This window comes from Actinoplanes subtropicus (assembly GCF_000721705.1).
Taxonomy (GTDB): domain Bacteria; phylum Actinomycetota; class Actinomycetes; order Mycobacteriales; family Micromonosporaceae; genus Actinoplanes; species Actinoplanes subtropicus.
Map to the genome: position 1 here is coordinate 15,474 of NZ_JOJL01000017.1, position 14,799 is coordinate 30,272.

The 14,799-nt window shown below is 67.8% G+C and carries 17 protein-coding genes and 1 pseudogene; 2 read left to right on the forward strand and 16 right to left on the reverse strand.

Annotated elements, in window-relative coordinates:
* Nucleotides 1-20: 20 nt before the first annotated feature.
* The 11 genes from IH26_RS62200 to IH26_RS0122935 form a co-directional block, all read right to left on the reverse strand.
* Nucleotides 21-281 carry a hypothetical protein gene (locus IH26_RS62200; RefSeq protein WP_030438280.1) on the reverse strand — a complete coding sequence of 87 codons (261 nt, stop codon included), beginning with the start codon at nt 279-281 and terminating at the stop codon, nt 21-23.
* A 324-nt stretch (nt 282-605) separates the two neighbouring features.
* Nucleotides 606-854 (reverse strand): hypothetical protein, encoded by a 249-nt coding sequence (locus tag IH26_RS0122895; protein WP_030438281.1) that lies wholly within the window; start codon nt 852-854, stop codon nt 606-608.
* Nucleotides 855-1,402: 548 nt separating this feature from the next.
* Nucleotides 1,403-2,230, reverse strand: coding sequence for an SDR family NAD(P)-dependent oxidoreductase (locus IH26_RS0122900; protein WP_030438282.1), 828 nt, complete (start codon nt 2,228-2,230; stop codon nt 1,403-1,405).
* 126 nt (nt 2,231-2,356) lie between these two features.
* Complete coding sequence (locus IH26_RS61365) at nt 2,357-2,650, reverse strand: putative quinol monooxygenase (protein ID WP_051808409.1); 294 nt, start codon at nt 2,648-2,650, stop codon at nt 2,357-2,359.
* 292 nt (nt 2,651-2,942) lie between these two features.
* Nucleotides 2,943-3,605 (reverse strand): class I SAM-dependent methyltransferase, encoded by a 663-nt coding sequence (locus tag IH26_RS0122910; RefSeq protein WP_084599011.1) that lies wholly within the window; start codon nt 3,603-3,605, stop codon nt 2,943-2,945.
* Nucleotides 3,606-3,889: 284 nt separating this feature from the next.
* Nucleotides 3,890-4,105 (reverse strand): hypothetical protein, encoded by a 216-nt coding sequence (locus IH26_RS59970; protein ID WP_157437337.1) that lies wholly within the window; start codon nt 4,103-4,105, stop codon nt 3,890-3,892.
* 38 nt (nt 4,106-4,143) lie between these two features.
* Nucleotides 4,144-5,151 carry an alpha/beta fold hydrolase gene (locus IH26_RS0122915; RefSeq protein ID WP_084599012.1) on the reverse strand — a complete coding sequence of 336 codons (1,008 nt, stop codon included), beginning with the start codon at nt 5,149-5,151 and terminating at the stop codon, nt 4,144-4,146.
* A 205-nt stretch (nt 5,152-5,356) separates the two neighbouring features.
* Nucleotides 5,357-6,190 (reverse strand): enoyl-CoA hydratase/isomerase family protein, encoded by an 834-nt coding sequence (locus tag IH26_RS0122920; protein WP_030438286.1) that lies wholly within the window; start codon nt 6,188-6,190, stop codon nt 5,357-5,359.
* A gap of 67 nt (nt 6,191-6,257) precedes the next feature.
* A complete protein-coding gene (locus tag IH26_RS0122925; RefSeq protein WP_030438287.1) occupies nt 6,258-7,073 on the reverse strand; it encodes an oxidoreductase in 816 nt (271 codons plus the stop codon).
* Nucleotides 7,074-7,174: 101 nt separating this feature from the next.
* A complete protein-coding gene (locus tag IH26_RS0122930) occupies nt 7,175-7,888 on the reverse strand; it encodes an SDR family oxidoreductase (protein WP_030438288.1) in 714 nt (237 codons plus the stop codon).
* Between the two features lie 136 nt (nt 7,889-8,024).
* Nucleotides 8,025-9,188: a low temperature requirement protein A gene (locus tag IH26_RS0122935; RefSeq protein WP_030438289.1), complete on the reverse strand. Its 1,164-nt coding sequence runs from the start codon at nt 9,186-9,188 to the stop codon at nt 8,025-8,027.
* A 124-nt stretch (nt 9,189-9,312) separates the two neighbouring features.
* Here IH26_RS0122935 and IH26_RS0122940 point away from each other — a divergent pair, with 124 nt between their 5' ends.
* A complete protein-coding gene (locus IH26_RS0122940) occupies nt 9,313-9,963 on the forward strand; it encodes a TetR/AcrR family transcriptional regulator (RefSeq protein WP_051808410.1) in 651 nt (216 codons plus the stop codon).
* A 130-nt stretch (nt 9,964-10,093) separates the two neighbouring features.
* Entirely contained in the window at nt 10,094-10,264 is a 171-nt protein-coding gene (locus IH26_RS59975; protein ID WP_157437338.1) for a hypothetical protein, read from the forward strand.
* A gap of 1,092 nt (nt 10,265-11,356) precedes the next feature.
* Here IH26_RS59975 and IH26_RS0122955 read toward each other — a convergent pair.
* From IH26_RS0122955 to IH26_RS64585, 5 genes and pseudogenes are all read right to left on the reverse strand, one after another.
* Nucleotides 11,357-12,337, reverse strand: a complete 981-nt coding sequence (locus IH26_RS0122955; protein ID WP_030438291.1) for an aldo/keto reductase — start codon at nt 12,335-12,337, stop codon at nt 11,357-11,359.
* A 54-nt stretch (nt 12,338-12,391) separates the two neighbouring features.
* On the reverse strand, nt 12,392-13,153 hold the full coding sequence (locus IH26_RS0122960; protein ID WP_030438292.1) for an SDR family NAD(P)-dependent oxidoreductase: 762 nt from the start codon (nt 13,151-13,153) through the stop codon (nt 12,392-12,394).
* A 62-nt stretch (nt 13,154-13,215) separates the two neighbouring features.
* Nucleotides 13,216-14,058: an SDR family oxidoreductase gene (locus IH26_RS63040; RefSeq protein WP_030438293.1), complete on the reverse strand. Its 843-nt coding sequence runs from the start codon at nt 14,056-14,058 to the stop codon at nt 13,216-13,218.
* On the reverse strand, nt 14,055-14,522 hold the full coding sequence (locus IH26_RS0122970; RefSeq protein WP_281179766.1) for a cyclophilin-like fold protein: 468 nt from the start codon (nt 14,520-14,522) through the stop codon (nt 14,055-14,057). Before IH26_RS0122970 ends, IH26_RS63040 begins: the two co-directional genes overlap by 4 nt.
* A gap of 4 nt (nt 14,523-14,526) precedes the next feature.
* A pseudogene (locus IH26_RS64585) lies at nt 14,527-14,766 on the reverse strand (hypothetical protein); the annotation flags it as partial.
* Nucleotides 14,767-14,799 lie beyond the last annotated feature (33 nt).

A 14,799-nucleotide genomic window follows, 5' to 3' on the forward strand; every position in this document is an offset into this window, starting at 1 on the left:
GTGCCGGGCCGTCAGGGCGGTCAGCCCATGTCGTCGTTGGCCATGTTCAGCAGCACGTCCACGGCGCGGTGCGCGCCCGAGGCGAGGACGTCAATAGGACGGGCGTGCACCACCGCGCCGGACTGCCCGATGTCCAGGACGACACCGAGGCTCTTGCTGTCCATCCCGCCCTGGGCACCGACCTCCGTCGGGATCCAGGTGAGCGGCGATGACGTCTTGGAGGAAGAGGTTGCTGGCCTCGGCGAGAGCGCCGCCTTGTCGGCCGGCTGCTCGGGGCCCACAGGTTCAGGTTCAGGCAGTCCTCGCACATCCCGCTGTCCGCTTCGAGCCAGTCGCCGCTGTCGAGCCGGACGGAGACGACGCCTTGCGGTCATAGCGGCGGTCCGCATCGAAATCCGCGACCACGGGGCGGCGGTATCGCTCGGCGGTGGCGAACGGGACTCCCCGCCCCGACCGCACCCTTGGTGCAGTCGGGGCATTGGGTGCGGTAGCGGTCATGACGTGTCCTTCCGGCGCGGTTCGGTCTGTCGCGGGGCAAGCCGACGGCTGGCTACTCGCACCGAAATCATTGCCGGGGATCCGACGAAACAACTTGTGGGCAGCGGTCACTTGATAGTCATCAGGTGACACTGCTGAGAGAGTGCAAGATCCTGGCTTGGTGCTGTCGGCGTCGACCGCATCCCCTCCGCGGCCTGGACAACGACGCACACCTGACCGACCTGGCCTCCCGGCACCGCATCGCCTACATCGACGCAGCCACCGACACCCACGCCGACCACGGGCCCCTCGCGCACGGCGGCCGAGTCGTCGCCGCTGGCCTTGTTCTCGTACAGGCATACGAGATCAAGGCTCATGACGAATGAGTGTGGTTCACTGCCACAAACGGACACATCGCAGCAATCGAGGCTCGACTGCCGCCGGCTCGACCGCAAAGCAGAAGGTGCAGCCCCGCTACCTCGTGCGGAACACCGCCTCAACGCGCAGTCGACGGCCGATCGCGCTGCGATTTTGCAGATCTACGTGGTGCCCCCGGCAAGAGACGGACCTGCACATCAGACTTCGAGCAGTAGCCCGCTTGAGCTGCCGCATTGGGCGGCCCTGATCTCGCGATTTGCGGTCGCTGATCTGCGTAGGTTGGTCCTTCGGCCGGCAGCTCGGTGAAGCCTTGAAGCGGTCCCGCGACGAGATCGAATGACGGCCGGGGGCAGCCGGGTCGTTGGAGCCGCATCACCGGACCCGAAGTAGAACCCGATCCTCTCAACGGCACCCTGCTGGAAGATCCGGTCGTAGCCGGCACGGATGGCCGCGGGTCAGCTGCCCCTTCTTGGCGGGTGGGGTCTCAGCGCGGGGACTGCGGTCGATATGTTGAATCGTCCGCAGTCCCGGGACCGGATGGCTGTGCTCAGCCGCCGTTGGCTTGGAGAGATACGGCTTTCCATGCTTCCCAGGTGGCGAGTCTGTCGGCGTAGAGGGTGGGAACCATCATCGTTGGGAGGGTTCCGAAGAGGACGCGGAGTGGGGGCTTGTCAGCGTCGACGATCGTCAGGATCGCGTCGGCCGCGGCGGCGGGATCGCCGATCATGCCGGGTGGCATCGTGGCGATCTGCGCGTTCGCAGCGTCGCGGAGGGGCTCGTACTGGGGTTGTGGGGTGGCGTGGACGGCGCTGCTGCCGGCCCAGTCGGTGCCGAAGAGCCCGGGTTCGATGAGGGTCACGTTGATGCCGAAGGGGGCGACTTCTGCGGCCAGCGACTCGCTCAGTCCTTCGAGTGCCCATTTCGAGGCGCTGTATCCGCCGAGGTTGGGCAGGCCGGCGATTCCGCCGATGGTGGAGATCTGGATGATGTGGCCGCTTCCCTGGGTGCGGAGTTGGGGCAGTACGGCCTGGGTGACGTGGAACGCTCCGAAGAGGTTCACCTCCATCTGGTCACGCAGTTCCTGCTCGGAGATCTCCTCGACGGCGCCGAACAGCCCGTAGCCGGCGTTGTTGACGACGACGTCGAGTCGGCCGAAGGCCTCGGTTGCGGCGTTTACGGCGGAGATGACGTCGGTGCGGTTGGTGACGTCGAGTTCGAGGGGCAGCAGCGCGTCGTCGTACTGGGCGGCGAGGTCGTCGAGGGTTGACTTCGTGCGGGCGGTCGCGGCGACTTTGTCGCCGCGTGAAAGCGCGGCTGTTGCGAACTGTCTGCCGAAGCCGCGGCCGGCTCCGGTGATGAACCAGATCTTGGGCATGGTGTCTCCTTCTTTGACCGGTTCTCGGTGTTATGCGGCGGACATCATTTCGCGCCGATCAGGGCGAATCGTTTCGCGATGGAGTTCGATAGGCAGAAGTGCGGAATGGCTTGAGGCGCAGAATTGCTAGAAGCGCAGGTAGGTGTGGAAGTGATGGATGGTGGGTGCTCCGGCTGCTATCTCGTTGAGGCGGGTTGCGCCTTCGGGTGATTGCCGCCATGCGGCGTACGCTGCGTAGGCTTCCGGCGTCGACCAGCGGGTGAGCAGGAACAGCTTGTCGGGTCGGGTGTCGTCGGCGAGCACTTCGGTGCTTTCGTTGCCGGGGTAGGCGGCAGTGGCGGGCAGGTCGAATTTGAGGACCTCGTCGACGTTCTCAGCGTCCGGCCGGACCGGAAATTCGAGCAGGATTGTGACAGCCACGGTAGGCGTCCTTTCGTGGAGTTTTCGGGTGTCGAGTGTGAACCCGATACGGGGAGGGGGCTCTCTGGGTGCAGGCGGCAGCGAGGTGTTCGGAGATGCCGCGAAACGGTCTGGTTCCGGTATTGGTAAACGCAGGGGTACGCACCAACGACGTGAGCGCCGGTTTGCGCATAAGTCGATGCGAAATCATCAGGGATGCCAGTCCGGCGCCGAGGATCGTCGTTGTCCGCGATGGACCGGTCGACGCCGGAGCTCTGGGACCTCGGTGGGCGGTCTGGCCGGCCCGGTGGTGTCAGGGTCGGGGTCTGCGGGCGTGCAGGACGAAGGCGGGGGGTGTGTTGCGCCAGATGGTGCGGCTGGGGACGACCTCTTCGAAGCGTTGGGCCAGGAGGCGGCGGAACCGGTGGGCGGAGGTGAGGGCGACGGCGTGGAGGTAGGTGAAGGCGGTGAAGCTGCCGGATGGCCCGAGCACGGTGGCCGTCGCGTCCATGAGCTGCTGCTGGGTGGCGGCGGGAAACAGTGCCCAGGGCAGGCCGCTGATCACCACGTCGGCACGGTCGATTCCGCGTTCGTCCAATAGTTGCCGCAGGTGTGCGGCGTCGTGTTGGATCACCTCGACCCGGGGGTAGCGGTCACGCAGAAGCTTCGCCAGGGTCGCGTTGACTTCGATGGCCAGGTGTCGGCCGCGGCCGTCGAGCCTGCGCTGGATTTCGGCGGTGAAGGGGCCGGTGCCGGCGCCCAACTCCACGACGACGGGTTGTCCGCGTTCGGGTACGGGGCTGCAGACTGCGCGGGCCAGGTGTCGGGAGCTGGGGGCGATCGCGCCTATCTGGGCGGGTGAGCGCACCAGCTGCCCCGCGAACGCGGAGAAGTCGGTCGGCGGACGGCAGGGCGTGCTCGTGTCACATGCGGTGCGGGCGTGGCCTGCTGCCGGGCGAGTTGTGCTGTTGGTCATGCCCGTTCTCCTTGAAGATGTTGGCCGGTGGGCTGCAGGCGTCTGGACGTTGGTCTGCGAATTTCGGCGGATCTGGCGGCGCCGTGGCCGCCGAGCCCGGAAGCTTTACGCGGACAGGGCGGACAGGATGGTCAGGATGGCCTGCCGCGGTGGCCGTCGGCGGGGATGCGAAGGCCATCGACCGCCGTGCGACCGTGGGCGGTGACCGTGACGGAGGCGCGGTCGGTGCAGGCCTGAGCTCATGCGCCGGGTTCCGGAGGTTGCGCCGCCGGGAGGGAGCTGGGTCAGGACCATCGTGGCGTGGTGTGTCCGAGTGCGTGCGCCAGTTGGGTGGTCAGCTCGTCTGCGGCCTCGGCTGGTGCGCTGGCGCTCGGCGACCTGGAGGCGGCCTCGGGCGGAGCTGGTCGGCGTCTGCGGGCCTTGTTGTTGTTCTGCGGGGTCTCCGGCCGCTCGGCGCCGATCGGGTAGAGCGGCCGGAGGGTGCTGGTCCGCGTGGTCACGGTGCGCGTGTTGCCCGTGGTTCCGGGCGGGGGTGCTGTCAGCGGTCGAGGAAGTTGTTCACTTCGGTGCCGAACTTGATCGGGTATTGGAAGAGGAAGCCGTGGCCGGCGTTCGGGTAGATGCTCAGGTGGGCGTTGGGGAGGTACTTGGCCAGCAGGTGGGAGTTTGCCGGGGGCATCAGGATGTCGCTGTCGCCGTCGGCGACCAGGACGGGCTGGAAGAGTGCGTTCAGGCGTACCAGTTTGGATTTGTCGGGGATGCCCCAGTCGGACATGGCGGTGAGCTGGGCGTCGCGGGTGGCGAGGCTGGCGGGTGCGTCGTGGTCGGTGGTGCGCTGCCCGAGGCGTTGCAGGAACTGGGTTCCCGCGGCCTGGCTGGCGGTGGTGTTCTTGAAGAACAGGAAGAGGAAGTCGGCGGGGCCGGGGTTGTCCTTCAGCGCGCTTGCCAGGATCTTGGGGTCGGAGGCCCGCTGGTCCACGCCGCCCTGGGGGCCGGTGCCGGCCAGGATGACGCGGCGGACCTGCCAGGGGCGGCGCAGCGCGACTTCCTGGGCGACCTGGCCGCCGAGGGAGAAGCCGAGCACGTCGTAGCGGGGCAGTTTGAGGGCGTCGATGAAGGCGATGGCGTCCAGGCTCATCTGCTGGATGGTGCCGGGGGTGGCGCTGGTGGAGCCGCCGACACCGGTGTTGTCCAGGAGGATGACCTCGCGCTTGGCGGCGATCGTGTCGATGAGCAGCGGGTCCCAGTTGTCGAGGGTGCCGCGGTAGTGCTGCAGGAAGACCAGGGGCAGGCTGGTGGCGCTGGGGTTGCCGAAGCGGCGGTAGCGGTAGCTGACGCCGTTGGCAGCGGTGATGTCCAGGTTGGGGGCGGTGGCGGCGGTGCCGGCGCTGCGCGCCTGGAGGGCGTAGCGGGCGGCGACCGCGGTGTCGGTTCGGGCAGTGGCCATGCCGGGTGCGGCGGTGGTCAGGGCTCCGACGACCGAGACGGTGGCCAGTGCCAGCGCGGCGGACCGGGCGATGCGGGTACGTAGCCTGGTTGAAGACATGTCACTTCCTTGAGAATGGATGCGGGGAGACTCACCCGGCGTGGTGATGCTGATTGGCGGTGCATGCCAGCGCGCACGGGTTAACGCCCGGGGTGCACGGCGTCGGTGCCGGGTGACTGCCTTGCGGGGTGGGGACACGGCATGCGGTCTGGGTTGCAGGGGGCGAACTCGCGTCAGCGGACTGACTTGACCGGTGTCTGCAGGGCTATGCCTGCTGGTTGGCGAGGCCGGCGTAGTGGGCCAGGTTTCGTTCGACCTCGTCGGGGCCGAACTCGGCGATGAGCTTGCCGATGAGCGGTACGCGGGTCTGGAAGCCCGGCCGGGTTACCGATTCGGCGAACTGCGCCCAGGAGGCGCGCAGGTCGGCCGCCGGGGGCAGGGTCGAGCGGTTGATCTGTGCCTTGGCGGCCAGGACGGCGGCTTTGTCGAACGAGGCGATGCGTGTTGCCACGCCGGTGATGAGGTCGTCGAGGTCGGCGTCGGCGACGGCCCGGGTGACCCAGCCGTACTGTTCGGCCCGGTCGGCGTCGTAGTCCTGGCTGGTGAGGATGGCTTCGAGGGCGCGGTCGCGGCCGAGCAGGCGGGCGAGGCGGTCGCTGCCGCCTCCGCCGGGGACCAGGCCGATCGAGACCTCGGGTTGGCAGAAGATGGCCTGCTCGCGGCTGGCGTAACGCAGGTCGAAGGCGAGGGTGATCTCGTCGCCGCCGCCTCGCGTACGGCCGCGGATGGCGGCGATGCTGACGAACGGGGCCTGGCTCAGGCGGATGGACAGGTCGACGAACAACGGGGTCGCGTCGGGGCCGGTCTGTGCCAGCAGTTCGGCCACCTGGGCGAGATCGGCGTGGTTGAAGAAGTATTCGGGCGTACCGCTGTCGAAGACGACGACCTGGACCTGCTCGTCTCGGCTCAGCTCGTCGACGACATCGGACAACTGGGCGACGGTGTCCGCGCCGACGACGTTCACGGGCGGATTCGTGAAGGTGACCTTGCGGATCTTGGGGGCGACGGTCTCGATGCTGAACTGGCTGGGCTGCGTCATGGTGCGCTCCTGTGCTGATGGGGTTGGCTGCGTGCTGGGAGATCGGTGGACGTTCGGTCGTGGGGTTTCAGCCAGCGAGCTGGTTCATCTTGCGGATCTGCCGGTCGAAGGCCCGGGAGGGAACGACGCGGCGCATGGTGCTGACCAGTCCGGCCCGCGAGCCGGCGGGGTAGCGCAGCTTCGGCTTGGTGTCGGTCGCCGCCGCGACGACCGCCTGGGCGACGGCGTCCGGGTCGTCGCCGGCCTTGACCGCCTCGACGATCAGCTTGTCGGCGATGGTGCGCTGCTTGGCGTAGACCTCCATCGGGGTGTCGGGGCGCACGCTGTTGGTCTCGAAGCCGGTGTTGGTCCATCCGGGCTCGACGAGCAGGACCCGGACGCCGTACTCGCGGACCTCGTGGTCGATCGACTCCGAGTAGCCCTCGACCGCGTGCTTGGACGCGGCGTAGGGGGCCATGAACGGCGCCGGGATGAACCCGACGACGGAGGAGATGTTGACGATCCGGCCGCACCGCTGGGTACGCATGTGCGGCAGGACGGCGTTGGTCATCCGGATGACGCCGAAGACGTTGATGTCGAACAGCGCCTGCACCTGCGCGACGGAGCTTTCCTCCGCGGCTCCCGCCGAGCCGACACCGGCGTTGTTGACCAGCACGTCGATCCGGCCGTACCGCTGGATCACCTGCTCTACCGCGGCGGTGACCGACTCGTCGCTGGTCACGTCGAGGTCGAGATAGGTCACCCCGTTGACGCGGGCGAGGCGGGACGTGTTCCGGCCGGTGCCGATCACCTCGTAACCCGCCTTCACCAGCCCGAGCGAGACGGCCTTCCCGATACCCGCGGACGCACCGGTGACGAGCGCGATCGGCTTGTTCGACCTCATGATGAACTCCTTGAAGATGAGAGAATTGCGGCTTTTGTCAGTTCGGTGAAGACACTTCACCCAGGGCGAGGGCGACGACGAGGCAGCGATATGTGTGCCGGCTACCGTCCGGCGGCGACCTGGGGGTAGAGGATCGCCGGGTCGGCGGCGAGCCCGGCCTTGACCTGGCGGGTCAGGTCGTCGGCGATGACTTCGAGGGCGTTCGCCTCGATGCCGTCCAGGGCCTGGGTCGCGACGCTGCGCGGGGAGGTCTTGGGTGCGTCGACTCCGGCGGTCAGGTCGGTGTCGACGTACGCCACGTGCAACCCGGTGACGGCGACACCGCGAGGTGCCAGGGCCAGGCGCAGGGCGTTGGTCTGCGACCACAGCGCCGCCTTGGACGCGCCGTACGCGTCGGTGCCGGGCATCGAGAACCAGGACAGCGCCGAGTGGATGGTCAGGATGTGACCGCCGCCGTTGCGTTCGATGACCGGCGCGAACGCGCGGGTGATGTGCAGCGGCCCGTAGAAGTTGACGTCGAACTCGCGGCGGATGTCATCGACCGGCGTGTCCAGGAACGACGAGCCGAACGATGCCCCGGCGTTGTTGATCAGGATCGTCACGTCCGGCGCCTGGTCGGCGAGGGCTGCCGCGGAGTCCGGATCGGTGAGCTCCAGGGCCAGCGGCGCCGCGTCGGGGTGGGTGACGGTGCGGGGGTCGCGGGCGGTGGCGTAGACCTTGGCGGCGCCCCGGGCGTAGAGCTCTTCCACCAGTGCCTTGCCGATGCCGCGGCTGCCGCCGGTGACCAGTGCTACCGAGCCGTTGATGCTGGTCATGTGCCACATCCCTCCCGGGGAAACAGATCTGTTTCCCTCACCGCCCAACCATAAACAGATCTGTTTCCTGACGCAAGGGGCGATGGCGCGCAGCTGCGAAGAATCCGGCAGCGGCGTGCGCCGTCGGCCGGCGCGGTTACGCCACGGGCGGCAATGTGCTCGGTTTCAGGTTCTGATCCCCGGCTCGCCGACGATCCTCGAAAGCGGCCAGGCCGACGACGATCGCCGCGGCGACGACCGCTGCCACGTACGCCGAGACCGCCAGCGTGACCGCGCAGCCGACGACGAGAGCGAACAGCGCAACCAGCCGGGACCGGCGCAGGTCGTTGAGCAGGATCGCCGCATGCCAGGTCTGCGCGCCCAGGAACAGGGCGGGCCCGCCGAACAGCAGCAGGTTGGTGGTGATGCCGGCGTGCTCGACCGGGTGGGCGATGACGCGTTCATCGCCGGCGGCGGCGGCGATCATCCCGGCCACGGAGACCATCAGGCTGTAAACACCGCTGCGCCCGGCCCGAATCGGGTCCTCGGTGCGCTCGTAGTGGTGCACGACGCGCTCGGAGCGGCTGAAGAACAGCCAGAACAACGCGACCGTGCCGGCAAGCGCCACGTCGGCGGTCAGCAAGGTCATGGGCTCGTACGGTGCCGCGGTCAGCGCGGCGCCGGTGGTCATGACCGCCTCACCGAACGCGATGATCATGAACAGGCGGCCGCGTTCCAGCAGGTGTCCGCCGGCGAAGGCGACCTGCCGGGAGTCCAGCCGGCGGCCGGGCAGGGGATGCGCCGTCCAGGTCCCCACCAGTTCGATCAATGCCGCGCCGGCCCACCATGCCAGCCGCGTGTTGCCGCCGGTGGCCGCGCCGATCAGCCACAACGGTGCGGCCGCGACGAACCAGACCAGCACACGGACGAAGTGCTCCTGATTGACCCGATCCAGGCCGACGGTGAGCAGCCATGCCGCCCGGCCGAGGTGAATCAGCAGAAACGTGGCGACGAAAACCCACCCGGCGTCGTCGAAGGCGCGCGGAATCGCGGCGTTCATGAACAGCCCAAGGAGCATGACCGTCAGCAGCATCCGCCGGCTGCGCGGATCCTCGGCCGGGACCAGGGTGACCGCCCAGGTCGTGTACGCCCACGCCGCGAACACCGCGAGGTAGAGCACGAGCACCTGGGCCGCGCCGGTCCACGTCGGGTGCCCCAGCAGCAGGTGCGACAACTGACCGATGGCGAAGACGTAGACCAGGTCGAAGAACAACTCCAGCGGCGCGACGTCCCGGCGCACCCGATCGCGGGTCGGCTGCATGCTCGCTCTCCTCGATTTCCCAACGGCAATGGTGTGGTCGCGGCCCCCTCCGGCGGAAACCGATCTGTTTCACCATAAACTGATCTGTTTTCACATCGCAAGAACAGCAGGTACCCTCAGGTTCATGGGCAACCCGACACCGTCCCCGGCGCCCGCCGGCGCCGCCTCGACACGCGAGCGGCTGCTCGACGCCGCGGCGAAGCTGTTCTACGAACAGGGCATCAGCGTCGGCGTCGACGCGGTGTGCCGCGCCGCGGGCGTGTCCAAGCGCTCGATGTACCAGCTGTTTCCCAGCAAGGACGACCTGGTAGCCGCCAGCCTGGAACGCTCCGCGCCCGAATACTCCGCCGCCCTGCTACCGGCCCCCGACGACGGCCGGCCACCACGCGAGCGGATCCTGCACGTCTTCGAACGCCTGGAATACCTCGAGCCGGTACAGGACTTCCTCGGCTGCCCGTTCGTCGCGACCGCGATCCAAACCAAATCCCCCGAACACCCGGCAAGCGTGATCGCGCGCCGGCAGAAGGACGGACTCACCGCGTTCTTCCGCCACGAGGCCCAACGCGGCGGTGCTCGCGACCCCGACCTGCTGGCCCGGCAACTGACCGTCGTGTTCGACGGGGCCAGTGCCCGATCTGTCGTACAGGCCCACGAGTTGGACGGCCTCGCCGTCACCACCGCCAACGCCCTGATGGACGTCGCCGGCCTCGACCCATCCCGGCCCGACAACGACCCGGCGTCGTCCCAGACCACCCCCGCCGAGACAGCCGCGTAGATCAGTCGCACGCCTCATCACGATCGGGAGTGCCGTCGCCAAGCTGCTCTAGGCACGGCCTGGTTCGTCCTGGCGGACGAGCCGGCCGGGCGTTCGGGACGACGACAAGATCGATACAAAGCGTCGGGGCATGTCGATCATGCGCGAGTTCTCCGCAAGCCCTGGCTGGCCGGCGCCCTCGCAGCCTGTTCTCCGGCGCTTGGTGCGGGTGATGACCGCCGGACTGGACCTGGCGCATGCCGAGGTCGTGGTGGAGTTGGGATCCGGCACCGGGGCTAGCCGGATCCGACCGGAAGCCTGACGTGACCTTGGCCGGCGGCACCCACGATCGCGCGGCCCAGCCGAGATCATCGCCGAATGACTTGGGCTGACGCCGCTCGCCGGGCCGTCGTGGCCCGCCCAGCCCCTGGCATCTCGCTGAACCGAAACGTGACGTGCTGCGCTATGTGAGGGCGTACGTCGCATGAACGTACAGTAGTTTCCCGACTACGCTGCGATTTTGCAGATCTACAGTGTGCCCCCGGGAGGAGACGAACCTGCACTAGGGCAAACTATCGCTAAACTGGACATCCTGAATCAGGACAAGAGCGCATCAACCGACCTAAAAGGTTTTCAGATGTCTTGAACCCCGGCCCTGATCGCGCTTTTCGGCGGCACGTCGCAGAACTGCAAAATTCACGATGCCCGATTCTGGATCGTATCAGCGCCTACGTAGATGGCCGACGTGTGTCCGTCTCGGTCGTGGTGGCCTGCTCTGCGGTGCGCTGGTTACCTTCGGCGGCCCAGGTCAAGACGCCCAAGATGGCTTGTGCCTGGATCGCGGCGAGGCGTCGTCCTTGGTCGCCGTCTGCGATATGGACGTCGTAGATGATCTTCATAGGCTTCGACATGGCTCGAAGGCTGCCACCATCGCGCTCTATCGGCGAGCGCCCGGTCGGCGGAGAACAAACTCCCCATCCACGGGCCGGCTCTCAACAGGTCCTTCCGTTCCGGACTCGCGGAAGCCGTTACAAGCAGGGGGGTGTGGATGGACATGCGGACCTTCCGGGCGTACTGCGAACGCAACGATGTGATCGCCTACAACGGCGGGCCGCAGTTGGGCATACCAGGGAGTCGGAGGGTCCGGCCTCGGGAAGCGCGACGTCCTGCCAGTCGGAGTGTCCTCCTTTTTCTGGCTGACGTGGCCGGGCGTTCGGGTTGAGCAGGTCAGCGGGCCGAGATTCGTATGGAGGGCCGACTTCTGGCCTTCGCCCTGCATGGTTAGCACGGCCGGGCTTCGCGGATACTTCGCCTCGTGCGCGGCGTCGATTGCGGCCTCGTTCTCGTCGCCGGCAGGGCTCCCTCTGTGGTGGGTGTGGGACGCGGGTGGGGGTGCCGTGCCCTCGGATGTGGTTCAGAAGTAGGTCGGCTCGCGGAGCGTGTAGTGCTCCTCGAGCGCGGTGACCTCATCCTCGGTGAGGGTGACGTCCAGCGCTGCGACGGCGTCGGGCAGGTGGTGGGCCTTCGTGGCTCCCACGATGGGCGCGTCGACGACGGGGTTCTTGAGCACCCAGGCCAGCGCGATCGTGGCCATCGACACGTCACGGGCCTTGGCGATCCGTTCGACTGCGTCGATCGTCGGTTTGTCGCTGTCGAGCCACAGCGGGTGTCCGTCGAAGTCGGTCTGCGGGTTGTCCTTGCCGCGCCTGGTGTTGTCCTGTCCCCACGGTCGTGCGAGGACGCCGGCGGCGAGTGGGCTCCACGGCAGGCTGCCGACGCCCTGGTCGGCGAGTAGCGGGTACATCTCTTGTTCCTCGCCGCGCTGTACCAGGTTGTATTGGTCCTGCATGGAGATGAACTTTGTCCATCCGTGCCGTTCGGCGACGTGCTGCATTTTCGCGAACTGCCAGGCGAACATGCTGGATGCGCCGAGGTAGCGGGCCTTGCCTGCCTTGACGACGTCGTGCAGTGCCTCCATCGTCTCCTCGACGGGGGTGTCCGGGTCGAAGCGGTGGATCTGGTACAGGTCGACGTAGTCGGTGCCGAGGCGGGACAGTGAGAGGTCGATCTGTTCCATGATCGCCTTGCGGGACAGGCCGGACCCGCCCGGTCCGTCGCCGACCTTCTGGTGCACTTTCGTGGCGAGCACGATGTCGTCGCGGCGCGTCTCGGCCAGAGCGCGACCGACGATTTCCTCTGACGAGCCGGCGCCGTATACGTTGGCGGTGTCCCAGAAGGTGATGCCCAGGTCGAGTGCCTGCGCGAAGATCGGCTTCGCGTCCTGCCAGGGCAGCGCCCAGCTCCAGAACGGCACCGTGCCGTCGCCGAATCCCATCGTGCCCAAGGCGATGCGGCTGATCTTCAGGCCCGATGATCCGAGTCGCGTGTACTCCATGCTGGTGTCTCCTCCGTCAGTTGGTCGATCGAGGCCCCGGCTGGGGTTGGTGGTTCAGGCCTGGGAGGTGGGCATCGCCCACAGCTCCGAGATCGAGGAGCGGCGCGGGCGGGTCACCATGAAGGCGACGTTGTCGGCGATGTCCTCGGGCTGCAGCGGCTCGGGGATGTCGTCCGAGGTGGCGAGGTCGTTTCTGATCTGCTCGTTGTTGTGCGAGACGAGTTCGGTGTCGACCGCTCCGGGCTCCAGGACGCCGACGCGGACGTGTTTCTTGGTGACCTCTTGGCGGAGGGCTTCGGTGAACCCGTTCACGCCGAACTTGGTCATGTTGTAGACGCCGAAGTTCGCCCACGCTACCCGGCCGGCGATGGAGGAGATGTTCACGATGTCGGCGACCTCGCGTGGCCCGTCTGCCGCGGCCTTCAGCAGGTGTTGCAGGGCCGCGTTCGTCACGTACAGCAGGCCCTTCTGGTTGACGGCGATCATCCGTTCCCACTCGTCGAGGTCGGCGCCGACGATCGGGCCGAGGAGCATGAGACCGGCGTTGTTGATCAGGATGTCGAGCCGGCCGAACCGGTCGATGACGCTCTGCACCGCCTGGTCGGCCTGGGCGCGATCGGTGATGTCGGCCTCGACGGCCAGTGCCGTGCCGCCTGCGGCCACGATGTCGCTCACCAGGGCGTCGAGCCGGTCTTTGCGGCGGGCGAGGACGGCGACGGCCGCGCCGTGCTCGGCGAGGCGGCGGGCGGTCGCGTCGCCGATGCCGCTGCTGGCGCCGGTGACGACGGCGACGGTTCCGGCGAGTTTCGAATCCACGATGTGAGTCCTTCGGTGTGGGTGTGGGACCTGTCTGATCGGGCGGCGATGCTGCTGCCGGGTCAGGCGTCGTAGGACAGCGCCGCGGACAACTGGCGGTGGGCCTGGATCTGCCCGCGGATGGTGTCGAGGTTCTGCTCGACCGCGCCCATCGCGTCCGCGCCCGCGACGAACCGCAGCGGCGGCGAACCCGAAGCGGCGAGGGTGATGAGCGCCTCGGCGAGTTTCTTCGGGTCGCCGGTCTGCTGGCCGTGCATGCCTTTCCATGCCTTGATGGTCTGGGCGGTGCGATCGGCGTAGTCGTCGATGTCCAGTTGCGGCCAGATGGTCGAGGACCCTTCGACGAGCAGTTCGGTGCGGAAGAAGCCGGGCTCGACGGCCATGGTGGAGATGCCATAGGGGGCGACGTCGAAGTGCAGCGACTCCATCCAGCCTTCGAGGGCGAACTTCGATGCCGCGTACGCGGCGCAGAACTCCTGCCCAATCAGACCCGCGGTCGAGGTGATCGTGATGACCTGACCGGAGCGTTGCCGGCGCAGGACCGGCAGCACGGCGCGAGTCACGTTCAGGGGGCCGAAGAAGTTGGTTTCCATCTGCGCCCGGAACTGCTCGGGGCTGATGGTCTCGAAGTAGCCCGCGTAGAAGTTGCCGGCGTTGTTGACCAGCACGTCGATGCGGCCGAACCGGTCCACGGCCGCCTGCACCGCCGCCTGCGCACTGGCCGGATCGGTCACGTCAAGCCGTACCGTCAGCACGTCATCGGCGGCGCCGACCGCCTGCGTGACCTTCTGCGGGTCGCGACCGGTCGCGACCACCGCGTACCCGGCGGCCAGCGCCGCCTTCGCGATGTCCACGCCCAGGCCACGCCCGGCCCCGGTGACCAGCAGAACCTTCTTCTCCGTCATCTCGTCCTCCTGTTGAGCTGTGGCACCGCGTCGGTGTCATTCCCCAGAGAACCGCCGTTCACGGGCGCGGAGAAGATGCTGCTGGTGGGTGTACTGGCAGCCCACCCCTTGGGACCGCAATCCGGTCTGGCCCGCGTCGCGGCGGGGCAAACGGCGACAGCGTGCAGCCCAGCAAGATGCGGTTGTCCGCGCTCGATGCGCAGGTCGACGTTCTCGGGAAGATCGGCGAATGCGTTCAGGTCAGAGGTGACCTCGCCTAGCTTCGTCAGTTCGGAGACGGGAACAGTAGGCGCGTAGATGACGGTGACGCTGTTGCGTGGGTTCCAGTACACGATGTCGCCGGCTTCGACCGTCGTGTAGAACGGGCCGGTCTCGGTCAGCGGGGCGGGCAACTCGACCATGTACTCGATGCCACCGATCCCGGGCGGCCGGCAACGTGATCGGCAGCGATCGTGCGAAGTCACGGGCGGCGCTGCTGTCGTTGAGCGCTGCGGTGAACGTCCGGCCGCCGGCCGTGATCGTGATGGGTGTGCCGACGCCCGGCGACGCGCCGGGCTTCGGGGGCGAGGTGACGTCGGCGCTCACGGACGGTGAGATCCCGGTGGTCGCCGGCGGAGTACCGCTGGAATCGCTCGTACTTCCGGTCGAGCACGCGGCGAGAGCGACCACGGTGACAGCGCCGATCATCGATGCGGTTGCCTTCTTCATGGGTCCAGTCGAGCCCGGACCGACGCGGCGGAG